General features: G+C 64.2%; 20 protein-coding genes. 8 read left to right on the top strand and 12 right to left on the bottom strand.

Going from position 1 to position 23,605, the window contains the following annotated elements; translation table 11 throughout:
• Together A5706_RS32095 and A5706_RS07515 are read right to left on the bottom strand one after the other, a co-directional pair.
• Nucleotides 1-176: glycosyltransferase (locus tag A5706_RS32095; protein WP_197517775.1), on the bottom strand; the 176-nt coding region annotated here is incomplete at its 3' end.
• Nucleotides 177-192: 16 nt separating this feature from the next.
• Nucleotides 193-978, bottom strand: coding sequence for a phthiotriol/phenolphthiotriol dimycocerosates methyltransferase (locus A5706_RS07515; RefSeq protein WP_068128720.1), 786 nt, complete (start codon nucleotides 976-978; stop codon nucleotides 193-195).
• A 178-nt stretch (nucleotides 979-1,156) separates the two neighbouring features.
• On the opposite strand from A5706_RS07515, the gene A5706_RS07510 reads away from it, so the two are divergent.
• Complete coding sequence (locus A5706_RS07510; RefSeq protein ID WP_082964238.1) at nucleotides 1,157-4,870, top strand: RND family transporter; 3,714 nt, start codon at nucleotides 1,157-1,159, stop codon at nucleotides 4,868-4,870.
• A 2-nt stretch (nucleotides 4,871-4,872) separates the two neighbouring features.
• Here the strand turns inward: A5706_RS07510 and A5706_RS07505 are convergent, their stop codons facing one another.
• Nucleotides 4,873-6,627 carry an AMP-binding protein gene (locus A5706_RS07505; protein WP_068128729.1) on the bottom strand — a complete coding sequence of 585 codons (1,755 nt, stop codon included), beginning with the start codon at nucleotides 6,625-6,627 and terminating at the stop codon, nucleotides 4,873-4,875.
• 160 nt (nucleotides 6,628-6,787) lie between these two features.
• Here A5706_RS07505 and A5706_RS07500 point away from each other — a divergent pair, with 160 nt between their 5' ends.
• Complete coding sequence (locus A5706_RS07500) at nucleotides 6,788-8,104, top strand: hypothetical protein (RefSeq protein ID WP_068128717.1); 1,317 nt, start codon at nucleotides 6,788-6,790, stop codon at nucleotides 8,102-8,104.
• Here A5706_RS07500 and A5706_RS07495 read toward each other — a convergent pair.
• The gene (locus A5706_RS07495; protein ID WP_068128716.1) at nucleotides 8,057-9,040 is read right to left on the bottom strand and encodes a glycosyltransferase; all 984 of its coding nucleotides are present in this window, start codon (nucleotides 9,038-9,040) and stop codon (nucleotides 8,057-8,059) included. The genes A5706_RS07500 and A5706_RS07495 overlap by 48 nt on opposite strands.
• A 16-nt stretch (nucleotides 9,041-9,056) precedes the next feature.
• Nucleotides 9,057-9,818, bottom strand: a complete 762-nt coding sequence (locus A5706_RS07490) for a GAP family protein (protein WP_068128713.1) — start codon at nucleotides 9,816-9,818, stop codon at nucleotides 9,057-9,059.
• Between the two features lie 288 nt (nucleotides 9,819-10,106).
• Between A5706_RS07490 and A5706_RS07485 the strand changes: the two genes are divergently transcribed.
• Entirely contained in the window at nucleotides 10,107-11,072 is a 966-nt protein-coding gene (locus A5706_RS07485) for a GDP-mannose 4,6-dehydratase (protein ID WP_068128712.1), read from the top strand.
• Entirely contained in the window at nucleotides 11,069-12,160 is a 1,092-nt protein-coding gene (locus A5706_RS07480) for a glycosyltransferase family 1 protein (RefSeq protein WP_068128710.1), read from the top strand. Before A5706_RS07485 ends, A5706_RS07480 begins: the two co-directional genes overlap by 4 nt.
• Nucleotides 12,161-12,193: 33 nt before the next feature.
• Here the strand turns inward: A5706_RS07480 and A5706_RS07475 are convergent, their stop codons facing one another.
• Nucleotides 12,194-12,991 carry a class I SAM-dependent methyltransferase gene (locus A5706_RS07475; RefSeq protein ID WP_068128707.1) on the bottom strand — a complete coding sequence of 266 codons (798 nt, stop codon included), beginning with the start codon at nucleotides 12,989-12,991 and terminating at the stop codon, nucleotides 12,194-12,196.
• Nucleotides 12,992-13,251: 260 nt separating this feature from the next.
• Here A5706_RS07475 and gmd point away from each other — a divergent pair, with 260 nt between their 5' ends.
• The 3 genes from gmd to A5706_RS07460 are packed head-to-tail and all read left to right on the top strand — an operon-like array spanning nucleotide 13,252 to nucleotide 15,967.
• Entirely contained in the window at nucleotides 13,252-14,274 is a 1,023-nt protein-coding gene (gene gmd / locus A5706_RS07470) for a GDP-mannose 4,6-dehydratase (RefSeq protein ID WP_068128705.1), read from the top strand.
• Nucleotides 14,271-15,239, top strand: a complete 969-nt coding sequence (locus tag A5706_RS07465) for a GDP-L-fucose synthase (protein WP_068128703.1) — start codon at nucleotides 14,271-14,273, stop codon at nucleotides 15,237-15,239. The genes gmd and A5706_RS07465 overlap by 4 nt, the downstream gene beginning before the upstream one ends.
• A complete protein-coding gene (locus A5706_RS07460) occupies nucleotides 15,236-15,967 on the top strand; it encodes a glycosyltransferase family 2 protein (protein ID WP_068128700.1) in 732 nt (243 codons plus the stop codon). The genes A5706_RS07465 and A5706_RS07460 overlap by 4 nt, the downstream gene beginning before the upstream one ends.
• 10 nt (nucleotides 15,968-15,977) lie before the next feature.
• Here the strand turns inward: A5706_RS07460 and A5706_RS07455 are convergent, their stop codons facing one another.
• Nucleotides 15,978-16,949, bottom strand: coding sequence for a methyltransferase type 11 (locus A5706_RS07455; protein ID WP_231985106.1), 972 nt, complete (start codon nucleotides 16,947-16,949; stop codon nucleotides 15,978-15,980).
• A 294-nt stretch (nucleotides 16,950-17,243) separates the two neighbouring features.
• On the opposite strand from A5706_RS07455, the gene A5706_RS07450 reads away from it, so the two are divergent.
• The gene (locus A5706_RS07450) at nucleotides 17,244-17,891 is read left to right on the top strand and encodes an FkbM family methyltransferase (RefSeq protein ID WP_197517774.1); all 648 of its coding nucleotides are present in this window, start codon (nucleotides 17,244-17,246) and stop codon (nucleotides 17,889-17,891) included.
• Here the strand turns inward: A5706_RS07450 and A5706_RS07445 are convergent.
• From A5706_RS07445 to A5706_RS07425, 5 genes are all read right to left on the bottom strand, one after another.
• Nucleotides 17,888-18,832 carry a UDP-glucuronic acid decarboxylase family protein gene (locus A5706_RS07445; protein ID WP_068128697.1) on the bottom strand — a complete coding sequence of 315 codons (945 nt, stop codon included), beginning with the start codon at nucleotides 18,830-18,832 and terminating at the stop codon, nucleotides 17,888-17,890. The genes A5706_RS07450 and A5706_RS07445 overlap by 4 nt on opposite strands.
• A gap of 15 nt (nucleotides 18,833-18,847) precedes the next feature.
• Nucleotides 18,848-20,167: a UDP-glucose/GDP-mannose dehydrogenase family protein gene (locus A5706_RS07440; protein ID WP_231985104.1), complete on the bottom strand. Its 1,320-nt coding sequence runs from the start codon at nucleotides 20,165-20,167 to the stop codon at nucleotides 18,848-18,850.
• 66 nt (nucleotides 20,168-20,233) lie between these two features.
• The gene (locus A5706_RS07435) at nucleotides 20,234-21,115 is read right to left on the bottom strand and encodes a Gfo/Idh/MocA family protein (protein ID WP_068128694.1); all 882 of its coding nucleotides are present in this window, start codon (nucleotides 21,113-21,115) and stop codon (nucleotides 20,234-20,236) included.
• A complete protein-coding gene (locus tag A5706_RS07430) occupies nucleotides 21,100-22,179 on the bottom strand; it encodes an NAD-dependent epimerase/dehydratase family protein (protein WP_068128693.1) in 1,080 nt (359 codons plus the stop codon). The genes A5706_RS07435 and A5706_RS07430 overlap by 16 nt, the downstream gene beginning before the upstream one ends.
• Nucleotides 22,180-22,194: 15 nt before the next feature.
• The gene (locus A5706_RS07425) at nucleotides 22,195-23,397 is read right to left on the bottom strand and encodes a class I SAM-dependent methyltransferase (protein WP_197517773.1); all 1,203 of its coding nucleotides are present in this window, start codon (nucleotides 23,395-23,397) and stop codon (nucleotides 22,195-22,197) included.
• Nucleotides 23,398-23,605: the final 208 nt, after the last annotated feature.

Genomic DNA, 23,605 nt, shown 5'->3' with positions numbered 1-23,605 from the left:
TCGCGCGTGTCCGGCCCGTAGGAGACGGCGGGCACCCCGGCCGACTCTACGAAGTCAACCAGGTTGGGCGGCACCGCAACCCGCACGTCGTGCCCCCGGCGCTGCAGCTCCCGGCCGATGGCGGCGCACGGCTCGATGTCGCCGCGAGTTCCGTAGCTCGCCAACGCAAACTTCATGACGGAGTCGAGCCCATCAATCCTTGGCGAAGTGGTAGACGCGGTATGAGAAGCCCCCGGCGCGGCGCAGATCCCAGTCCATCACCCCGACGCCGTAACGGATCAGGGAGTTCATGAACCCGGGCAGGCGGTCACTGATCTGCTGCTGGGTTCGCCGCGTGTTGGCGTCCAGCCCGCGCTTGGCCTCCGCGTCGATGTCCCGTTCCGAGACCTTGCGCAGCGGCGCGGCGGCCAGCGCCGCCTCCCACTCGCCGACGACGGGAGCGCGGCGGGAATCGGTGTACAGGAAATGCCCCCCGGGCCGCAGCACGCGCGCCACCTCCTCGAGGAAGCGGGAGAAGTGGGGGTACTGGTGCGAGGCTTCGACGTTGACCACCGCGTCGAAGGAGCCGTCGCCGAAGGGCAGGTTTTCGGCATCGCCCTGCACGAAATCCAGGCCGGGTAGCTGGTGGCGTTCCCGGCACTTGTCGATGCTGGCGGGGTTCAGATCCAGCCCGGTGTAGGAGGCCGGGCCCAGGTTTCGCATGATGTAGGAGGCGCCCCCGCCGGCCCCGCAACTGACCTCCAGCACCTTCTTGCCGGTGAGATCCACCTGCGAGGCGGTCACGTGATAGAGCTGGATGCAGTAGCGGTTGGGTTCGTCGGACGCCGCCAACGGCAGGCCCATCGGAGGGTCCTCTTCGTAGCCGAAGTTGAAGAAGACCACGTCGTCGCCGACCTGGCGGGTGCCAAGGGGAAGAAAGTACTTCGTGGTGAGCTTGCCGACGAGCGGGTTGGATTGCAGGCGGTATTTGAGAGCCACGGGGAGAGTGTTTCACGGATCCGGGGCGCTACACGGCGAATAGCCGCCTTGACCGCTTCGCGACCGGCAATTGCGGGCCTGACCAGGGCGTTCAGACCAAGATCACAGCAATGTCACGGTCACCGCGCAGATCTTGATTAGCCCACGCGAGTGTGCGCCGGATTGTAGGGTGGTTGGGGTGTCGAGCCGGACTGGCACAGGCGAGGCAGCCAAGCCTGGGGGAATCTTCGACCGCATAGGCGACATCGTCGTGCGGTGGCCCCTGCTTGTCATCGCGGGCTGGATCGGGGTGGCGGTCACCCTGGCACTGGTCTTTCCGCCGTTGCCGGTCCAGGCCAGCAAGCGGGAGCCGAAGGCCCTCCCGGACAACGCCCCGACGGTGGTCGTCAACCAGGAGATGGCCAAGGCCTTCGCCATGCCCGGCGCCCCTAAGGCCGGCGCAGACGCCAAGAAGGCCCCCGACGCTGCCGGGGACGGGGGCGGCGACAATCCGCTGGGTGGCGGCGGCTCCCTGCTGATGATCCTGCTCAGCGACGAGAACGGCATCACGCCGGCCGACGAGGCCGTCTACGCGAAGCTGGCGGACAAGCTGCGCCAGGACAAGGCCGACAAGCTGACGGTGCAGGACTTCCTGAACAACCCGCAGATGCGCGAGGTCCTGGCGAGCAAGGACGGCAAGGCCTTCATCCTGCCGGTCTCATTCCCCGGCGCGGGCACCGCGCCGTCGACGATCGCGGCCTACCACCACGTCAAAGACATCGCCAAAGAGGTCACCGCAGGAACCTCGCTGACCGCCCACGTCAGCGGGCCGCTGGCCACGATCGCCGACGCGACCGCAATGGCGCTGGAGGACGCGCATTTCATCGAGATCGGCACCGTTGTCTCGGTGCTGGCCATCCTTTTCCTGATCTACCGCAACATCGTCACGATGCTGGTTCCGCTGATCAACATCGGTGCGTCGATCGGAACGTCGCAGGGCGTCCTGTCCGCGCTGACCGAGATCGGCCTGCCGTTCGCCCTGCAGACCCTCGTCCTGATGACCGCAGTCATGGTCGGGGCGGGGACGGACTACGCCGTCTTCCTGATCAGCCGATATCACGACTATGTGCGGCGCGGCCACACGTCCGACGAAGCGGTGAAGATGGCGCTGATGTCGATCGGCAAGGTGATCGCCGCGTCGGCGGCCACCGTCGCGGTCGCATTCCTGGCGATGGTCTTCACCAAGCTGGAAGTGTTTTCGACTGTCGGACCGGCGATTTCAATTTCCGTCATCGTGGCATTCCTGTGCTCGGTGACCCTGTTGCCCGCCCTATTGGTGCTCGCCGGACGTCGCGGCTGGATCAAGCCGCGTCGCGACCTCACCACCCGGATGTGGCGAATCATGGGCACGCGCGTCGTGCGCCGGCCGCGCGTCCACCTGATCGGAAGCCTGATCGTGCTCATCGGTTTGGCCAGTTGCACGGCCGTGATGCGCTTCAACTACGACGACCTCAAGACCATGCCCGCCTCCGTGGACAGCTCCAAGGGATATGACGTGATGAATCGCCATTTCCCGGCGAACGCGCTGACACCGATGGTGCTGTTCATCAAGTCGCCCTCCCACGACCTGAGGACGCCGGCCGCCCTCGCGGACCTGGAGCAGATGGCCGCCCGGGTGAGCCAACTGCCCGACATCACGATGGTGCGCGGGCTGACCCGGCCCAACGGCGAACCGCTGGAGCAGACCAAGATCTCGTTCCAGGCCGGTGAGGTCGGCAGCAAGCTTGACGACGGATCCCGCCAGATCACCGAGCACGGGAGCGATCTGGACCGCCTGGTCGACGGCTCCAATCAGTTGGCCGACGCCCTGGCGATGCTGCGCGATCAGGTCAACGGCGCCCTGACCAGCCTCGGCCCTGCGGTCAGCGCGCTGACGGCGATGGAGCAGATGGCGGGCGGCGACAGCACCATCGCCGCGCTCGACCAGGGCGCCGCCCTCACCGGGCGGATGAAGACGCTCGGCGACAACCTCAACATGTCGACCATGAACGCCGAAAACATCGCCGCATGGGCCACGCCGATGTTGAACGCCCTCAACAACAGCCCGGATTGCAACGCCGACCCGGGCTGTGTCAGCTCGCGTTCGGGATTGGCCGCGATGGTGCAGGCAAACAATGACGGCACCCTCAACTCGATCAAGATCATGGCCCACAACCTGCAGGCGGCCGGGAAATCGCAGACCGTCGGGCAAACGCTGAACACCGCCCAGCAAACGCTGACTCAGGCCTCCAGCGCCATGAAGACGATCAGGGATCTGCAGACCACGATGGGCCAGGCGCAACAGGGCGCCAACGCGCTTGCCGACGGCAGCCGCGCGATCGCCGGTGGGGTGAAACAACTCGTCGATTCCACCCGGCAGATCGGCAGCGGCCTCAACGAGGCGTCGCAATTCCTGTTGAGCATGAAACACGACACCGACAACAAGCCGTCGATGTCCGGCTTCAACATCCCACCGCAGATCCTGACGAGGGACGAATTCAAGCAGGGCGCCGCGATCTTCCTGTCCCCCGACGGGCACGCGGCGCGGTATCTGATCCAGAGCGCGCTCAACCCGTTCTCGACCGATGCCATGGACCAGATCCCGAAGATCATCAAGGCCGCGCAGTCGGCGCAGCCCAACACCGAGCTGTCGGACGCCACGGTGCAGGTGGCGGGTGTGCCGAGCGGGCTAGCCGACACGCGTAACTATTACAACAACGACATCGGCTACATCGTCTTCGCCACGATCATGATCGTGTTCCTGATCTTGGTCGGCTTGTTGCGTGCGGTGGTCGCGCCGCTGTACCTCATCGGTTCGGTGCTGCTTTCCTACCTGTCGGCAATGGGTTTGGGCGTCCTGGTGTTCCAGCTGCTGCTCGGGCAGAACCTGCACTGGAGCCTGCCCGGGCTGTCCTTCATCCTGCTCGTCGCGGTCGGCGCGGACTACAACATGCTGCTCATCTCGCGCATCCGCGACGAGTCGCCGCACGGCGTGCGGGTCGGCGTCATTCGCACAGTGGGTTCGACCGGTGGCGTGATCACGTCGGCCGGCCTGATCTTCGCGGCCTCGATGTTCGGGTTGATGAGCGCCAGCATCTACACCATGGCCGAGGCCGGCTTCATCCTCGGGATGGGCATTCTCATCGACACGTTCCTGGTGCGCTCGATCACCGTGCCGGCCATGGCCGCGCTGATTGGCCAAAAGAACTGGTGGCCTTCACACCTCGGCAAGACCCCTGCCCAGGTTTACGCGGCCCACCAGAAGAAGCAGCACCAGCTCAATCAGCTGACCGACCAGCTGGTCAAGATGAAGGTGATTCCCAGCCCGGCCGCCCTGGGACCGGCGGCCGCGTCCTCGGCGACGAGCGCGCCGAGCGAGCCGTTGATTCCCGACGACCTGCTCGTTCGCCTGAAACTCGTTCCGCCCGGACACAAGCCGCGGACGAAGTCGCGTCGAACACGGCCCAACGGTGTCGCCAAGACCGGCCCCGCGGCCGCCAAGAACGGGAAACGGTCGAAGAGACAACGACTTTCCAACCACGCGCTCCCGCTGTTCGACCTCAGCGGCCTGCCCAGCCACCTGACCGACGATCTCCGCGATCCGGGGTTGCATTCCGCCCCGCCCACCAACGGCAACGGCAACCACAAGGGCGATCGCTTTATCGGCCACCCACTACCGCTGTTCGGTCAGGACTTCCTGTCGCCCCGGCCAATCACGGTCGGCGCCAATGGAAACGGGCATTCGAACGGCAACGGGCACAGCGAACAATCGGCCGACGACGACCTCGGCAATCCGTTGCCGCTGTTCGGGACGGGCGCCCCGGCGCAGCAGCCCACCAACGGCAACGGGCGCGGCAAGCACCCGCTTCTCTAGCGCTAGCCGTCCAACCGGACGAACTCGTCCTGCCGGTAGAGCTCGACGCACTGCGATCGCCTGATCTTGCCACTCGTGGTGATGGGTATCGAACCCGGTGATACGAGGACGAGATCCGCCACCTTCAGCCCGTGAGACTTCGAAATCGCGGAGGTGACTTCGCGTTTGACGCCGCGCAGCTTGTCCGCTGCCTCCTCCTCGGAGGCGCCGCGCTTCTTCATCTCGATGATCGCGACCAGCTTCTCGACGCCTTTGTCGGGAACCGCGATCGCCGCACAACGTCCCGCAGTGATCTCCTGGATGGTCGCCTCGATGTCGTCGGGAGAATGGTTGCGCCCGTAGACAATCAGCAGGTCCTTGATCCGTCCGATGATGAACATCTCGCCACTGGAGAAGAAGCCCGAGTCACCCGTTCTCAGCCAAGGGCCTTCGGGTGTGCCCTGCGACGGCTCGACGATCTTCGCGCCGAAGGTGCGCTCCGTCTCTTCCGGCTTCTGCCAATAGCCGGCGGCGACGTTCTCGCCGTGCACCCAGATCTCGCCGACCGTCCCCTCCGGGCACTCGCGACCGGTCTCGGGGTCGACGATGCGGTGCAGCATCGATGTGGGGTTGCCGTAACTGACCAGCGGTGTGCCGCTTCCGCTTTCACACCGCACCGCCTCGCCGCCGGGCAGCTTCTCGGAGTCGAAGTATCCGATCTCGGGCGGATCACCCACCTGGCGGGTCGACATGTACACCGTGGCCTCCGCCATGCCGTAGCACGGCCGCAGCGCCCGGGGGTCGAAGTTGAAGGGGGCGAAGCGATCCGTGAATCGCTTGAGGGTGGCGGGCTGCACGCGCTCGCTGCCGTTGAGGATCGTGTGGACGCGGCCGAGGTCGATCCCGGCCATGTCTTCGTCGGAGGTCTTGCGCACCGCAAGTTCGTAGGCGAAGTTCGGCCCCGCCGAGATTGTGTAGTCTTTCTGGGCCATCATGTGCATCCAGCGCGCCGGTCGCTGCAAGAACCCGACTGGGCTGGACAGCAGCGTCGGCACGCCGGCCAGGATCGGCATGATGATGCCCAACAAGAGCCCCATGTCGTGGTAGAGCGGCAGCCAGGTCACCACCGTCGTGCCCGGGGGCGCAATCCCACCCTCGGGCGCGAAGAAGTCGCCCATGATCTGCTCGAAGTTGGCGAAGACGTTCTTGCTCGACACCATGACACCCGCGGGCGTGCGAGTGGATCCCGATGTGTACTGCAGGTAGATGAAGTCCGACCCGTCGCCGGCGCCGGCCCGCGGTCTCGGGCCGGTGGGGCGCTGCCGGGTTTCGAGGTCCAGCAAATCGAGCTCGACGATCGAGGGCGCCGATTTCGCCTGGCCGGACTGCACCGACGCGGCGACATTGTCGATGACCGCGGACGTCGTGAGGACAACAGCCGGTGACGTGTCGGCCAGCACCGAGATGGTGCGTTCGTCGTGCGCACCCCCATATGGAACCGAAAGCGGAACCGCAACCAGCCCGGCCTGCAGGGCGCCGAGAAAGCCCAGGACATAGTCCATACCCTGGGGGGCCAGGATCAGGGCCCGGTCACCGGGCGACCCGCTGGCCCTGAGCTGTTCGCCGAGGTTGACCACGCGCTTGTACAGCTCCGACCACGTCAGGGTGTGTGGGACGCCGTCCCAATCCTGGTCGTAGTCAAGGTATGTGAACGCCACGTCGTTGGGCTGCAAGCTCGCGCGTTCGCGCAGCACACCGGGTATAGATGACTGAACCACGGACAACACACTACCTTCGTCGAAAGCGTTTCCGGCCCGGAACGGCCAGGTTACAACCGCGCGGCGCACCTGCCGCCCCCGATTTCACCCGCGCACAAAGCGCTCCGCCCCTGTTGGCAAATAAACTACCGTGTACGCGGTGGACAATCGACTCGCACACATGGACCAGGCGTCTTTCCTCGGTCTGCGGGCGCTTGGCTACGGGGCGCACGTGCAGTTCAGCTGGATTTACAACCGCCCCGCAAACATCGACGGATTGCGCCGCTTCCACCGAAACCTTGGATACGGTTTGCTGGGCCGGCTGGTCGAACCGTCGCCGCTGCCTTTCGCCCGTGACCGCTGGGTGGTCTCCCGCGGACCCGCCGACATCGAGATCGCCGAAAGCTCGCGCTCCCGTGCCGATCTGAACGCCTGGCTTTACGAGCGGGCGTGCCTGCCGCTGGATCCCGAATACGGGCCCGGCTGGCATCTCGGGGTCCTGCCCCTCGATGACGGCGGGACCGCGGTTTGCCTGACGACGTCGCACACCCTGGTCGACGGGCTCGGGATCCTGCAGGCCATCTCCGACGCGGCGGAGGGACGGACCCGCCACCTGGGCTACCCCGGCCCCGGTTCGCGCACCCGCGGACGGGCGGCGCTACAGGACGCCCGGCAAACGATCGCGTCGGCTCCCGAGCTGGCGCGCGCGGCGGCGGCCACCGTGCGGATCGCCCGACACCGGCGCGAGGACGTCGTCGCCTCGATGACGTCGCCACCGCCTTCGCCGCGCAGGGCCGCCCACGATCGGCCCGTCGTGGTGCCCTACCTGACGGCCTACGTCGACGTGACGGCCTGGGATGCGTGCGCGAAAACCATTGGCGGAAACAGCTTCACGCTTCTCGCGGGATTCGCGGGCAGGCTCGGCGTGCGAGTGGGGCGCGTCTGCGACGACGGAACGGTCACGCTGGCGTTCCCGGTCAGCGACCGCACCGAAGACGACACGCGTGGCAACGCGGTGGTCTTTCCCACCATTTCGGTCGACCCGACGCGCCTGTCCTCCGACCTCGGGGAGGTCCGTCTCAAGTTCAAGCAAGCGTTCGCCGACCTCACCGAGATCACCGCGGAGTTGCTGGGGCCGCTGCCTCTTGCCTCGCTGGCGCCCAAATGGGCCGCACGGCGGGCGGCGGGAATGGGATTGGGTGCCGCCAGCCTTCCCATCGGCTGCTCCAACGTCGGGGATATGCCTCCGGCGACGAACCGCCCGGACGGGACCGACGCCGACTACACCTCCGGGCGGCTGATCGAACCGGGCATCAGCCAGCGCGCCCTCGAACGCATGGGCGGGCAGCTGTTCGTCGCTTCGGGGCGGGTGCACGGAAAAATCTTCCTTGCGGTCAACGCCTATGTGGCCGGCCGGACCAACTCCCAAGCCGCACTGCGCGAGGACGTCTTACGGACGTTCGACGAATTCGGCCTGACCGCCGAGATTCACGGCTAGCGCCCGGGCGCGGGGAAATTCGCGGAAAGTGGCCTGCCACAAGGTCTTCAGATGCCGCGCCCGCTGCGGACCGAAGACCGCGATCTCCACGACCAGCGCCAGCCACGCGGGAAACCACCAGAGCCGGGCGGTGATCCGGATCGAGCGGGTTGACGCCGGATCGACGGCCAGCCAGCTGAGAATGCGCAGCTGATCGAGTACGTAGCGCCGGGACGACATCACATGCGTCGTCTCGGTGCCCTTCATGTGACTGCGCACCGACAGCTCCCGTGGCACAAAGCAAACCGTCGACCGCAACATCAGGCGCAGCCAGAAGTCCAAGTCAACGAGCTGGTAGATGTCGTCGCGCAGGCCCCCGACGTCGAGTGCCAGCCGGCGCCGGAACATCACGCAGGTGGGTTCGCCCACCCAGTTGTCCCTCAGGCCGCCCAGCGCCGCCTGTCGCACCAACTCGCGCCCGTCATTGCGTTCGCCGAGGTTCCGAAAGTGCGTGTACATCTTGCCGTACATGCGCTGCCACCGCTCGTCGTTGCCCACGACCTGCCGCGGCGCGAACGCGAGCCCGACGCCCGGGTCCTCGAAGTATGGGGCGAGCGTCGCCAATGCGCCGGGGAGCAGCCAGTCGTCGCCGTGCACGAACTGAACGCAGGTGCCGCGCGCCAGTTCCAGGCACTTGTTGTGGTTGCCGCTGAGCCCGAGGCGCGGCTGATTCTTGACCAGCCGGTCCCCCGGCCGCAGCATCGCGGTGGCGACGGCGGCGCCGTCGTCCGACGAGTCGTCGTCGACGACGATGATCTCGAAGTCGACACCGTCCTGGTCCAGGATGCTGCGCAGGCAGCGCTCGATCGTGGCGGCGTTGTTGTACATCGGCACGCAGACCGAGACCAGCGGGGTTGCGGGCGCATCGTCAGGCTGGTCGGGGTTCACCGATACCACGCCATCGGTAACACGCTCAGAGGGCGGCAATACCCTGCATCAAAAATGTGACCCCGGTGCCACCGAGGATTACTTGAGCGATCTGCGCCCGATACGTCCGTAGCCAGTGCTGAATCCGGAGCATGACCGCTTCGGTTTTGGCCGGGATCACCAAGTAGCTGACTAAGGGGATCTCAATCACGGCAAGCACCATGAGGGTGAAGATGATGAATGCGCTGAACTGCGTGGTCATCGACGTCCCCGATGCCATGATGAAGGCCAGCACCACAACGCCTTCGTAGGGCGGAAACGACGTTATGACGCCGACCGCGAACGCCGGCCAAAGGGAGTCGCCATCCAACATGGCCTGCGTCCGGGCGCCCATCCGCGCGAATCGGCTCTGCGGGCGCTCCTCCACGAGGACGGCGGTGTTGCCGGCGCCCACGGCTGGCTGCTCCGCAACGACCCGTGTCGCCGCCCTTGTCCGGGCTATCATGACGGCCAATCCCACCAGCGAGACCACACCGACGGTGATCATGAGACGCGGGCCCTCGAGGATAAAGGTCCCGGACCTGAGCTCCCCGACGGCGGCTACCAGGTTTCGGATCGCCACCAGCGCGACATCCCGCATCAGCAGCAGCACTGCTACCGAGATAGCGACACCGGCTGCAATGCCACCCAGCCAGAACGCGAGCAGATTCAGCATGGGTTTCCGCCGCGCCAGCATCACCACGGCGAGCCCCAGCCGCACGGGGTCAATCGCCATTCCCAACCCGGCTACCACCACTATCGCCCACATCAGTTGGGACGCTACCTTGCCGTGGCGTATCTCGTGGCGTAACTGGCGAATTCATCCGTTGACCGATGGTGTGCCCCGTCACCGCAACGGCGGCATCGAACACGTCGGCGAACCGCTGGAAGTGGCGGCGACCAGGGTAAGGCCCCGTGCTGCGCCGCCCGGCCACGACTTATCCGCACGTTCGGGTGATTGCTATGTGGGTGGTTCAATAGGGGCCAATGGCGACTAGTACCGTGCGAAAACCGCCATGCTCATGGGTATCCGCGCCAGGAAAATGAGGAGGGCGGCATGAGAGCGCTGATCTGCGGCATCTCAGGTCAGGACGGCGCGTACCTGGCGCGCCTGCTCCTCGACAAGGGTTATGAGGTGTGGGGCACATCACGCGATGCACAGATCGGCGGATTCGCCAATCTCACGTGGCTCGGCATTCGGGACCGCGTGCACCTGGAGTCCATGGCAGCGAATGATTTTCGCAGCGTCCTGACCGTGCTGCGCAGGACCGCCCCCCAAGAGGTCTACAACATGGCCGGGCAAAGCTCGGTAGGCCTATCCTTCGAGCAACCGGTGGAAACGCTCGAAAGCATCGCCGCGGGGACGCTAAATCTGCTTGAAGCGATACGTTTTCTCGACGAACCGATCCGCTTCTACAACGCCGGATCTAGCGAGTGCTTCGGGGATACGGGAGGCCGCGCAGCGAAAGAAGACACGCCATTTCATCCCCGTAGTCCCTACGCGGTGGCCAAGGCAACGGCGCATTGGCTCGTCGCCAATTACCGGGACGCATACGGGCTGCACGCGAGCACCGGCGTGCTGTTCAACCACGAATCCCCCTTGCGCCCTGAACGTTTCGTGACGAAGAAGATCGTCGCTGCGGCGGTGCGCATCGCTAAGGGTGAACGCTCGCGTCTGACGCTGGGCAACGTTCGTATCAAGCGAGATTGGGGGTGGGCCCCGGAATATGTGGACGCAATGTGGCGCATACTGCAGCAGTCCACCGCATCGGACTTCGTGATCGCGACTGGCGAAAGCCACACTCTCGAAGAGTTTGCGGAGACGGCTTTCGCCCAGGTCGGACTCGACTGGCGCGAACATACGGACCTTTCTGAGACCCTGATGCGGCCTACGGATCTTGCAGAAGGGCTTGGCGATGCCTCTAGGGCCCGCGAAATCCTCGGCTGGTCGCCGACGTACCGGATGCCTGATGTCGTCAAGGCCATGGTAGAGGCCGAGTGGGCTTTGAGTGAGCACCGGTGAAGGTCGCTTTCGACCACCAGATCTTCTCTATCCAGCGGTACGGCGGCATCTCGCGCTATTTTTTCGAGCTGGCTCGCCGACTACCCGCCCACGGCGTGTCGGAGGTGTCCATCGTGGCTCCGTTATACGTCAACAACTATCTGACGGCCGATTCCGCCCGTAGCTTCACGCGTGGCAGGTATGTGCCGGACGCCTTCAAAGACACCGAACGTGTTGTGGGCGTCGTGAACAAGTTCGCCGCTCCCATCGCATTGCGGAAGGCAAACCCCGACATCCTGCACGAGACCTACTACGCCATCAAACCCGTTGGCAGGGCCCGCCGTCGCGTCGTGACCGTCTACGACATGATCCACGAGCTGTTCGCCGACGAGTTCCCCGACGCCGCACAGGCGACCGCCGCAAAGCGAGCCGCCGTCAATCGGGCCGACCACGTGATCTGCATTTCCGAAAACACCCGCGGAGACCTGGTACGTCTCTTCGGCATCGACCCGGCGCGCACGAGCGTTGTCCACCTGGGCTATTCGGTGGACGTGGAGTCGCCTGGCGAGCAAGAACCTGCCGACCGGCCGTCGCTTCTCTATGTGGGAAATCGCTACGGCTACAAGAACTTCGCGGCTCTGCTGCAGGCGTTCGCCAGCTCTCCGATACTGAGGGAATTCGATCTCATCGCTTTCGGCGGAAGGGCTGTCGCGCCCGAAGAGGTCGAAGAGGTTGAGAGACTCGGTGTTTCCGACAGGGTGCGGTTCGAGTCTGGGTCGGACCGTGAGCTCGTCGCTCGCTACCGGTCGGCTACCGCGTTCATCTATCCGTCCAAGTACGAGGGGTTCGGGATTCCTCCGCTCGAGGCCATGAGCTACGGATGTCCGGTCGTGTGCAGCGATTCGGGCCCAATCCCGGAGGTGGTCGGGTCAGCCGGCGCGTACTTCGATCCCAATAGCGTCGAGGACCTGCGGGCAACCCTGGAGCGCGTCGTGACAAGTGACGAATTGCAGGCGGATCTGCGGGCGCGTGGCCGCGCCCGGCTGGAGGCGTTTTCGTGGGACGACTGCGCCGCGGCGACGGCGCGGATCTATCGCGACGTGCTGTAGGCCGCGTTCGCAAGGCGGCGCCCAGGCGACTTTCTAGCCCCGAACGGCCGCCATCAGCCGCTCGTGGTCGGTCATCACCCTGGAGGCAAGGGCGCGCCGCGGCAACCAGTGCAGGAGCCCTGAAACACGCGGTGACATGAGGAAACGCAGGGCCAACGGGTTGATTTTCGCTCGTGTCCAGATGTGATACATCCCCGAGCTGTACAGGCGCATGCCGAACCGCTGCCCGATCAGCTCCAGCGTCCGCTTCTGATAGAAGCTGATGTGCTGCCCCGTGGCGAAGCAGTAGTACCACCAGTCATCAGGAGCGGGAGGCTCCCCAGCAAACAGTTCGGTGGAAAAGATGATCGTATCGGTACCGGTGCTCGTCAGGATCTCATCGACAAAGGCCACCGGGTCCGGGAGGTGCTCCATGACTTCGAAGGCGGTGACCGCCGTGTAAGGCGGGTCCGCGCCCTCGACCATCTCGAAGCCCCTCGCGAGCAGGTTAGGGCTGTATTTGTCCGCCCAGTAATAGTCGAAGCCGATGTCTCGCATGAGACGGGTGAAGATGCCGTAGCCTCCGGCGGCGTCGAGGAAGCGACCACGGCGGTCGAACAGGAAAAACAAGACCAGCGACGTCACTCGCGCAAGGTCGAGGTTGCGCACGAGAATCCCGGTGTCCGCGGACGCGACGGGACTGTCATAGGCTTCGTCCAACCAGTAGGGCTCTTCGGTCTGCAGACCGCCACAGCCGGCGCAATAGTAGTAGTGGCAATCGTGCTTGCCGAGCACCTTGTGATCGAACGCGATCTTGGTAGCGGAATCGCAAATTCGGCACCGCACGTGCATACCCTCCCTCCCGGCCCGACGACACGACCGGCGACCGGGGCATACCTGGCGATCGATCGTCTCCACAATCTATCCAACCGGGCGCCCGTCCGTCGCAGGTTTGCCCTGACGAATACGCAGCTGTACCACCGACTAGCGGTGCGTTCGCCCTCTAATATGAAGCGACGGCAGTGCCTGGCCGCGGCGGCGGAGTAGGGTCAGTAGGCCCCACGATCCATGAGATTCGGGGAGAGGTCTGGATCGACAGAGGTGAGAAATTGGTGAAGCGAGCGCTCATAACTGGAATCACGGGACAGGACGGCTCCTACCTTGCCGAACTGTTGCTCAGCAAGGGCTACGAGGTCCACGGGCTGATACGTCGAGCCTCCACGTTCAACACCTCACGGATCGATCACCTCTACGTCGATCCGCACGACCCGGATGCTCGGTTGTTCCTGCACTACGGGGACCTCATCGACGGAACCCGCCTCGTTACTTTGCTCAGCACCATCGAACCCGACGAGGTGTACAACCTCGCTGCGCAGTCGCACGTGCGCGTCAGTTTCGACGAACCCGTGCACACCGGCGACACCACCGGCATGGGATCCATGCGACTACTCGAAGCGGTCCGGCTTTCCAAGGTGCACTGCCGCTTCTACCAGGCGTCGTCGTCGGAGATGTTCGGCGCGTCGCCGCCACCCCAGAACGAGCTGACGCCGTTCTATCCGCGCTCGCCGTACGGTGCGGCGAAGGTCTACTCGTACTGGGCAACTCGCAATTACCGGGAAGCGTACGGATTGTTCGCGGTCAACGGCATCTTGTTCAACCACGAATCCCCCAGGCGCGGCGAAACATTCGTCACCCGAAAGATCACCCGGGCCGTGGCCCGCATCAAGGCGGGTGTTCAATCCGAGCTGTTCATGGGCAATTTGGATGCGGTGCGCGACTGGGGGTACGCGCCGGAGTACGTCGAAGGCATGTGGCGGATGCTGCAGGCTCCGGAACCGGAGGACTTCGTTCTCGCGACGGGACGCGGCTACACCGTGCGGGAGTTCGCGCAGGCGGCATTCGAGCACGCCGGCCTGGATTGGGAGCAACACATCAAGTTTGACGAGCGCTATCTGCGACCCACCGAGGTGGATGCGCTCATCGGCGACGCGTCGAAGGCGGCCGAAACGCTTGGTTGGACGGCGTCGGTTCACACCGGCGAACTGGCCAGGCTCATGGTGGACGCCGACATCGCGGCGCTGGAGTGCGAGGGCAAGCCGTGGATCGACAAGCCGACGCTCGCCGGTCGGACATGAGCGCGGACACATCAATCGGCGAGCTCGACCGCGGGATCCCGGTATATATCGCCGGACATCGCGGGCTGGTCGGGTCCGCGCTACTACGGCATTTTCAGGAAGCGGGATTCACCAATCTCCTGGTGCGATCTCGCGCCGAACTCGACCTGACGGATCGCGCCGCGACCTTCGACTTCATCGTCGAATCACGGCCCCAGGTCGTCATTGACGCCGCGGCCAGGGTCGGGGGCATCATGGCGAACAACACCTATCCCGCCGACTTCCTATCGGAAAACCTCCAGATTCAGGTCAACCTGCTCGACGCGGCCGTGGCCGCGCGCGTGCCGCGGCTGCTGTTTCTCGGGTCCTCTTGCATCTACCCGAAATACAGCGCGCAGCCCATCACCGAAAGCGCGCTGCTGACCGGGCCGCTGGAGCCGACGAACGACGCCTACGCGATCGCCAAGATCGCCGGCATCCTTCAGGTGCAGGCGGTCAGGCGCCAGCACGGCCTGCCATGGATCTCGGCGATGCCCACCAATCTGTATGGACCCAGCGACAATTTCTCGCCGTCCGGGTCGCATCTGCTGCCGGCGCTCATCCAAAGATACGAGGAGGCCAAAGCCAGTGGCGCACCGGAAGTGACGAACTGGGGTACCGGAACCCCCCGGCGCGAGTTGCTGCACGTCGACGATCTCGCGAGCGCATGTCTGTACCTGCTGGAGCATTTCGACGGGCCGACTCAGGTCAACGTGGGTACCGGCGTGGACCACACCATCAGCGAGATCGCCGAGATGGTCGCCACGGCGGTGGGTTACAACGGCGAAACCCGTTGGGACCCAACCAAGCCCGACGGAACACCACGCAAGCTGCTCGACGTTTCGGTGTTGCGGGACATCGGATGGCAGCCCGCGATCGCACTGCGCGACGGCATCGAGGCAACGGTCGCGTGGTATCGCGAGAACGCCGCCACGGTCAGGAAATGACTGCAACACGACAGTTTTCGATCATTGTCCCCACGTTCAACGTGGCGACGACCCTGCCGGCCTGCCTCGCCAGCATCACCTCTCAGACCTGCGACGACTACGAGCTTGTGCTGGTCGACGGCGGCTCGACGGACGGAACCACCGACATCGCCAGCGGCTACTCCCCCAGCCTCGACGGGCGTCTGGTCATTCATAGCGGTCCCGATCAGGGCCCCTACGACGCCATGAACCGCGGTGTCGAGTTGGCCTCGGGCGCTTGGCTACTCTTCCTGGGTGCCGACGACACCCTGCACGCGACGGACACCCTGGCGCGGGTGGCCGCCTTCATCGGTGAACACGAGCACAGTGACCTGGTGTACGGCGACGTGATCCTGCGCTCGAAGTCGTCACGTTTTGCCGGCGCCTTCGACCTCGATCGTCTGCTGTTCGAGCAGAACATCTGCCATCAGGCGATCTTCTACCGCCGCGAACTCTTCGCCGGCATCGGACCCTACAACCTGCGCTACCGGCTTTGGGCCGACTGGGACTTCAATATCCGCTGCTTCTCCAATCCGGCGCTGGTCACCCGGTACATGGACATCGTCGTCGCGGACTACAACGACCTGTCCGGGCTGAGTCACCGCGAGGACGAGGAGTTCAAGAAGCTGCTGCCGAGGTTCATCGGGGCATCGGCCAAGGAGATGATTCGCCGAAAACTGCCCTCGAGGCGAAAAGCGGTCGGCGGCTGACGTATTCGCGCTACGGTGCGCGACGCGCGGCCCAGCGATTCCGGGCACGCCGCGTCACCCGTGTGACGAAAAGCTTGAGCGCGGCGGCGGCATTAGTCAAGAAATACGGCAGAGCCGTTAAGTGAGCCTGCCAGAGCCGTGCGTCCAGCTCGTCTTTGTCCGAGCTCGCCAGAACGGTCGCAGGATGGGTCAGCGGCAGGTCAAGCTCCTCGGCGCCCAGTGAGGAGTAAACGGTCTCCCCCTTCGTGTGTGTCGCCTCGGCGTGGTCCATGCCGATATTTCGCACCAGGTTCCGGGCAGGAGCGGCGCAAAGGCCGGCGTTCGCCCAAATGCTGTAGACCCATTGATAGTCCCAGGTGTCAATCTTGCCGTCATAAACGCCCTGGAAGGCGGACTCCCAGCGGTAGCGCTCGCTCTGCGCCGGAAGGTACTGATCGAAGAGCTTCCTATCCCTGATCTCGGGCCAGTGCGTCATGTTGGGGTCGTGCTTCGCCCAGGCTCGCCGCCAGGTGGCCCAGCCCCACAGATGCGCATACCGCGAGAAGTAATAACTCTCGGCCGTCTCGGCGCGTCCGAGTAGATGGTTGTTCCCGGAGATCATCATGACGCGCTCGTCGCTCTCGTAGCGATCGAGCAACTCGGCGCAGTAGTCGAAGAAGGATGCGGACGGCATGCAGTCGTCCTCGACGATGATCGCCTTGTCGACGAGTTCGAAGGCCCAGGTTATGCCGGTGTAAACCCGGCGGCCGCAGCCCAGGTTCGTTTCCGAGAAGTTCCTGTGGACTTCGCAGTCCCAGTCGACTCCGTCGATGATTGCGCGCGTCGCCGCGCACTTCTCGGCTTCGCCGGGCCTGTTAGCCCGGGGGCCATCGGCGATCACCAGGAGCTTCCGCGGCTTCGCGGCTCTGATCGTCTCGAAGACCTGCCTTGTGGTGTCCGGCCTGTTGAAGATGATGAAGATGACCGGGAGCGTCGTTGTCACAGCCCCATCCTTGCGGCGACTCCGGGGGGCGTCAGCCAAATGCGGATTATTCCCCCGGGAGGCGCTTGTCCTCGAAACGAGTGCTGACCCTATAGAAGTCGCCGAGGCTCCGTCAAGGCTGCCGGCTGGCTTATCGACTGGAAAAGCCCAGCCGCTCACCATCATCGGCCCGGACCCCGACCAGATCGCCATCCTGTCAGGCATGTCCCCGGTAGGCTCCGACGCACCATGACAGAGAAATTTGGATCACTCAGGCGGCCGCTGCGAGCGTCGAGAACGATGGTGGCGGACGCAGTGGACAGAGCGAGATTGATCAAGGGGGTGCGCTCCTATTCCCAGGAAGGCGAGGACCGGATTCTCGACCGACTGTTGGCGTCGGCGCCGAAGGGCTTTTACGTCGACGTCGGCGCCCACCATCCGATCCGGTTCTCCAACACCTTTCTGTTTTATCGCCGCGGATGGCGCGGTGTGAACATCGACGCCATGCCCGGCTCGATGCGCCTGTTCGACAAGTACCGACCCCGCGACACGAACATCGAGGCCGGCATCGGGCTTGAAACGGCCACGATTCCGTTTTATGTGTTCAACGAGCCCGCGCTCAACTCGTTCGATCGAGAGCTGTCGGAGAGCCGCGACGTCGGTCCGTACAAGATCGAAAAGATCATCGATGTTCACGTGTCGCCGCTCGAAGAAGTGCTGCGCGGTCGATTGCCTCGCGAGAACTTACCGTCCTTCTTGACGGTCGACGTCGAAGGCAGGGATTTGGAGGCCCTCAGATCCAACGACTGGTCGACCTTTCGGCCCACCTACGTTCTCGCGGAAAGCGTTGGGACGACCATGGAGGAAGTGCTGCAGGGGCCCGTCTCGTCATTCCTTGCGTCCGTCGGCTACCAGCCCATCGCCAAGACCGCCAACACGGTCTTCTATCAGCTCGAGGACTAGCCCAAGCCGGCCTTGAAATGCTCGATGGTCCGCGCGATCCCCTCCTCGAAGGAGAACCGTGGACGCCAATCCAGCGCGGAATCGGCGAGGCTGATGTCCGGCTTGCGCCTGCGCGGGTCGTCTGGTCTCGGCGCCAAAAACACGGTATCCGAAGGGGATCCGGTCATCTTCTTGATAGCGTCGGCGACCTCCAGCACGGTGAGTTCCGCCGGGCTGCCCAGGTTGACGGGTCCGGTGAACGCGGCGTCGCTCGCGGCCATCCGCACCAGCCCGTCCACGAGGTCGTCGACGTAGCAGAAGCAGCGCGTCTGGGTGCCGTCCCCGAAAATCGTGATCGGTTCGCCCCGCAGCGCCTGGACGATGAAGGCGGAAATGATTCGGCCATCCTCGGGGTCCATCCTCGGGCCGTAGGTGTTGAACACGCGGACGACCTTGATCCGGAGGCCGTAGCGGCGCGCGTACTCGAGCATCAGCGTCTCCGCGACTCGCTTGCCCTCTTCGTAGCAGCTCCGCACGCCGAAGCAGTTGACGTTGCCCCAATACCCCTCGACCTGAGGGTGGACCAGTGGATCCCCGTAGACCTCGCTGGTGGAGGACTGCAGGATGATCGCGCCGGTGTCGCGCGCCAGTTCGAGAAGGTTGCGCACCCCGACGTAGTTGGTCTCGAGGGTGAAGAGGGGATCACGCTGGTAAGTGAGCGGTGATGCGGGACAAGCCATGTTATAGATGACGTCGAGGGCACCCACCGCCGCTGCGTCCAGCGGGCGGTTGATGTCGTGCTCGACGAAGTCGAAGTCCGGGTCGTCCTCGAGGTGCCTGATGTTCTCGCGCGTGCCCGTAGAGAAGTTGTCGAGCCCGAGGACTTCGATGCCGTCGCGGCGAAGACGGTCACAGAGGTGGGATCCCAGGAAGCCGGCGGCGCCGGCGACGAGGGCTCTCATCTATTCTCCTAAGTTTCAGTTTCGGCCCATGCCGTAGTACTCAAAGCCCTCCGCCCGCAGGCGTTTTGGATCGTAGATGTTCCGGCCGTCGAATACGACGCAGCCTCGCATCACCGACTTGAGGCGCTGCCACGACGGGCGCTGGAACTGTTTCCACTCGGTGACCAGGAGCAACGCGTCGGCGTCCTCTGCGGCCTCGTACATGTTGCCGGCGTACTCGATCGAATCGCCGAGCGCCTTTTTGGCTTGCACGGTCGCTTCGGGATCGAAGGCCCGCACGGTCGCCCCCAGTTCGACCAACCGGCTCGCGATGACGATCGAAGGCGCCTCGCGCATGTCGTCGGTCTGGGGCTTGAAGCTGAGGCCCCAGAGCCCGAAGCGCAGACCCTCGAGGGTCGTCGCCGGCGACTGGCCACCGAAATGGGCGACGATTTTCGAAACCAGGGTGGCTTTCTGCCCGCTGTTCACCTCGTCGACTGCCCGGAGCAGGCCCATGTCCGCGCCCAGGCTGGCGCCGGTGTGAATAAGCGCCCGAACGTCTTTCGGCAAGCACGAGCCGCCGTAGCCGACCCCCGGGAACAGGAATTCGTAGCGAATGCGCCGGTCCGCGCCGATCGCCTCCCGCACCGCAGAAATGTCGGCGCCGGCCTTCTCGCACAGGTTTGAGATCTCGTTGATGAAGGAAATCTTGGTGGCGAGGAAGCAGTTAGCCGCGTACTTCGTCATCTCGGCGCTTCGAATGTCCATGGTGATCAACGGATTGAAGGTGCGCAGATACGGCTCGTAGACCTCTCGCATGATGTCGAGCGCGCGTTTCGAGTCACCGCCGATCACCACCCGGTCGGGCTTCATGAAGTCGGCGATCGCCGTTCCCTCCTTGAGGAACTCGGGGTTGGAGACGATGTCGAACTCGTGCTTCGCCTTTTTGCCGATGATCGCCCGAACCTCGTCGGAGGTGCCGACCGGGACGGTCGACTTGTCGACCACGACCTTGTAGCGATCCAGGTACGTCCCGATGTCATCCGCCACGGAATAGACGTAGGAGAGATCGGCCTCGCCGGTTTCGCTCATGGGCGTCGCGACGGCGATGAATATCACGTCCCCGTGCTCGACCCCGCGGCGCGTGTCGGTCGTGAAGTCGATCAACCCGCTCTCCCGGTTCCGGGCGATCAGCTCCGCCAGGCCAGGCTCGAAGATCGGGACCCCGCCGGCGAGCAGCAGGTCGATCTTCTCCTGATCGATATCGACGCAGACCACGTCGTTGCCGCTGTCGGCCAGGCACGCGCCCGTGACGAGGCCGACGTAGCCGCACCCGATCACCGAAACCTTCAACATGACCCCCTTCGTGTCCCGAACGGTCGCCGCCCATACTGCCGCACGCGGGCGAGGCCCATGCGGGAATCAGTCGGTCGCGAAAGACTCGTCGATCGCGACCAGCCTTCCGTCATTTCGGGCGGACTCCTCCGCGGCACCGATCGCCCGCACGATCGCAACCTCGCTTTCGAGCGGGGTCGTGTCCACCGCCCCCGCTTCCAACGCGCCGATGAACGCCCGAAGTTCGCCCGTCAGGGGCGGTTCGTCACCGTAGGCGGGGTACGACGTGCCACCGGAGTTGTGCAGCGAAAGCTTTCGCTCCGCGGTGTCATCGAAGATGAGCGCGTTCTGCTCGCCCATAACCGTCATGCGGTGGCGCTTCACCGGCGAGGTCCAGCTGGCGGTCGCGAAGAACGGGACGTCCCCGATGACAAACCTGGCGATCGCGGACGTGTACCGTGACGGCTCGCCCGCGCCCCAGGCCTGCGCGCAAGTGGGATTGGCGTCGAATAGCGCCCGCGCCATCGAAAGACCATGGGGAAGCCAGTCCCACAACACCGACGAGTCGGTTCGCGGTTGGTGGTTCATTCCCTCCCAGAACACGGCCTGCACGGTGTCGACTTCGGGCAGGAGTTTCTTCGCGGCCTGAAACGCGGGGTTATGCAACTGCACGTGCCCCACGACAACGGGTGCGCCGGAACGTAACGCCGCCTGGTGAATGCGGACCGCATCGGCGACCGTCGTTGCCATCGGTTTTTCGATGAACGTCGGCACGCCCGCCTCGATGAACGGGATCGCGACTTCCGCATGAGTCGCCGACGGTGTCGCAATCAGAACCCCATCGGGCCGCTGCCGAAGAACGAGGTCGATGTTCTTCGACTCGTCAAGTACCTCCACATCGCGCATCGCCGCCAGCGTGCGGACAATGTTCGTGCCCCATTTGCCGCGGCCGACTACACCGACTCGCATGCGCCCTTCCGGTAAGACGGCTGGTCTTTGGCCCAGTCGACAAATCGCGCGAGCCCGTCTTCGACATCCACCTGCGGTTGATAGTCCAACTGCTCGTGCGCTTTGGTGAGGTCCGGGCAGCGTCGCTGCGGCTCGCCCGCCGGGTAGGTGTCGGGATACTCGATGCGCTGAAATGTCGAGCCGGGGACGAGCTTTCCGTACAGCTCGGCCAGATTCAGCATCGAGATTTCGTTGGCGGCATTGCCGATGTTGTACGGCTCGCCGGGGCGTCCTCTGAGTAGCACCTTCAGAAAGCCGGTGATCGCGTCCGTGATGTAGCAGAACGTTCGCGTCTGCAGTCCGTCCCCGTGCACCGGAATCGCCTCGCCATTCAGCGCCTGATAGGTGAACATCGGAACGACGCGTCGATCGTTGTGCTTCATCCCGGGCCCAAACACGTTGAACGGCCTGACGATCGTCACCGGTAAGCCGTACTTCTGGTGATAAACCGTCGCGATCGTTTCGGCGAGTCGTTTGGACTCGTCGTAGCAAGCGCGGGGGCCGACGCTCGAGACGTGACCGTGGTAGGTCTCCGGGGTTGGGACGAACCGGGGATCGGGGTCACCGTAGATTTCGCTGGAACTGAAGAACAAGAACCCTTCCAGCGACGGGTTCTGGCGCCCCAACTTGAGCAGATTCTCGATGCCCGACACCGCGCTTTCGATGGTTTCGAGCGGATACTTCATGTAGTAGACCGGCGAAGCCAGGCCGGCCGCATGCATGATGAAGTGAATGTCTTCGCGCACCGGCAGCGGATAGGTGACATCGGCCCACACCTCGGCGATGTTCTCGTCGCGCTCAGAGGTGCTCGGGTCGCCCGTGATGAAGTTGTCGACCGACAGCACCCGCACGGGCTCTTCGAGGATCGTGTCGTTGAGCCGCTTGAACACCCGCAGGAAGTGCTTGCCGAGGAAGCCCGCACCGCCGCTCAGCAGTACGGTTTTTCCCGACAAGCGGTGGGCATCGTCACCGAGGCCCCGGATGATCGCCTCGGTGTCGCGGCGGACGATGAAATGTTCAGGCATACAAGGAACTTTCTGCTATGTCAGGTCTGTCGGTGGGATGGGCTTCAAATAGCGGTACGCCCCGTCGGTCTTCTTCTTGATGTCGTCGATGTATTCGTATGCGAAGACGACGAGGACGTCGGGCTTGTGTTCGTCCAGGTAGCTCTTGGGAACGATCGGGATGTGCGTGCCAGGGGTGAACTTGTTCTGCTTCAAGGGGCTGTCGTCGACGGTGAACGGGATTTCGCTGGGCCCGATCTTGCCGTAATTGCAAATCGTCGCCACGCGGGCGGGCGAACCGTAGCCGGCGACCTGCAGGCCGGCTTGCCGGTATTCCGCCAGTCGGTCTTTGAACGCGGCCATTTGGATATCCACGTTGCGCCGGAACTCTTGCAACGTTTCCAGGGTCAACTCCTCTTCCTCGCGCGCGAGGAATCGCACCGTCGCATCGGAGGGGGATTGCCGGCCCGCTCGTTGCACGAACACCTGCAGCGAGCCGCCGTGCGGCGTGATCTCCCGCACGTCGGCGATCAACATGCCGTGCGCCTCGAACAACTTCGCCAGCGATGTGAGTGAGTAGTAGAAAATCCGATCCAGATAGAACCGCTCGAACTGCGTGGTGGCCAGAATGGATCCGATGTATTCGACCTCGACGATGAACGTTCCGTCGTCCGTCAGCAGCCGTTTCACGGTCTCGATGAATCCACTCGGATCCTCGAGGTGGGTGAAGACGCTGCTGGCGACGATGACGTCCGCCTTGCCATGGGATGCTTCGATGGCTTCGGCGGCCGCCATGTCGAAGAAAGACGTCAGCGTTTCCAGGCCTTCGTCGTTCGCGATCTTCGAGACGTTGATCGAAGGCTCGACGCCGAGCGCTTTCACGCCTAACTTCTGCAGCGGCCTGAGCAGCACCCCGTCGTTGGAGCCGACGTCGACCACGAAATTCGCCGACGCGAGTTTCTGCGCCAGGTCCTCGAAATGGTTCACCAGAGCGCGGTTAACCGAGGACAGATAGTAGTAGTCCTCGAACATCCTCTCGCGCGAGATGATCGTGCCGAGTTGGACGTTCTTGCACGTCGGGCAGAAGAACACCTGCAAGGGGAAGAACTCCTCCGCGGCGAATTGAGCTTCCGTCGGGTATTTATTCGCCAGCGGTTGCTGTCCAAGGTTGAGAAACTCGACGGCGGCGGGTTCGCCGCACAATCGACATTCCATCGTCGCGGTTGGCGGTGTGGCCATATTAAGCTCCTGTTTGCCTCGTTTGCGGATCAATCGCCTGCGATGCGCCGGCCGATCGGAATTCGGGGGCACGGGTCTCGACGAAGTTCTTTTCCTTGATCGGAAGGAACCTGCTCGTCCGTTGAATGCTCATCGTCTCCATAACAAGGTGGTAAGGATAGTACTTCAGCGGCAGGTTCCGGAGTCACCGTCGATCCGAACCGTCGAC

Source organism: Mycobacterium sp. E796 (assembly GCF_001672815.1).
Classification (GTDB): domain Bacteria; phylum Actinomycetota; class Actinomycetes; order Mycobacteriales; family Mycobacteriaceae; genus Mycobacterium.
This window is presented reverse-complemented; position numbering and strand designations above follow the sequence as displayed.

Excerpts from the sequence above, each read along its gene's own strand:
- A5706_RS07500 (WP_068128717.1), top strand. The coding sequence starts at position 6,788 with ATGGACCAGGCGTCTTTCCTCGGTCTGCGGGCGCTTGGCTACGGGGCG.
- A5706_RS07490 (WP_068128713.1), bottom strand. The coding sequence starts at position 9,818 with ATGTGGGCGATAGTGGTGGTAGCCGGGTTGGGAATGGCGATTGACCCC.
- A5706_RS07485 (WP_068128712.1), top strand. The coding sequence starts at position 10,107 with ATGAGAGCGCTGATCTGCGGCATCTCAGGTCAGGACGGCGCGTACCTG.
- A5706_RS07475 (WP_068128707.1), bottom strand. The coding sequence starts at position 12,991 with ATGCACGTGCGGTGCCGAATTTGCGATTCCGCTACCAAGATCGCGTTC.
- A5706_RS07465 (WP_068128703.1), top strand. The coding sequence starts at position 14,271 with ATGAGCGCGGACACATCAATCGGCGAGCTCGACCGCGGGATCCCGGTA.
- A5706_RS07460 (WP_068128700.1), top strand. The coding sequence starts at position 15,236 with ATGACTGCAACACGACAGTTTTCGATCATTGTCCCCACGTTCAACGTG.
- A5706_RS07445 (WP_068128697.1), bottom strand. The coding sequence starts at position 18,832 with ATGAGAGCCCTCGTCGCCGGCGCCGCCGGCTTCCTGGGATCCCACCTC.
- A5706_RS07440 (WP_231985104.1), bottom strand. The coding sequence starts at position 20,167 with ATGTTGAAGGTTTCGGTGATCGGGTGCGGCTACGTCGGCCTCGTCACG.
- A5706_RS07435 (WP_068128694.1), bottom strand. The coding sequence starts at position 21,115 with ATGCGAGTCGGTGTAGTCGGCCGCGGCAAATGGGGCACGAACATTGTC.
- A5706_RS07430 (WP_068128693.1), bottom strand. The coding sequence starts at position 22,179 with ATGCCTGAACATTTCATCGTCCGCCGCGACACCGAGGCGATCATCCGG.
- A5706_RS07425 (WP_197517773.1), bottom strand. The coding sequence starts at position 23,397 with ATGGCCACACCGCCAACCGCGACGATGGAATGTCGATTGTGCGGCGAA.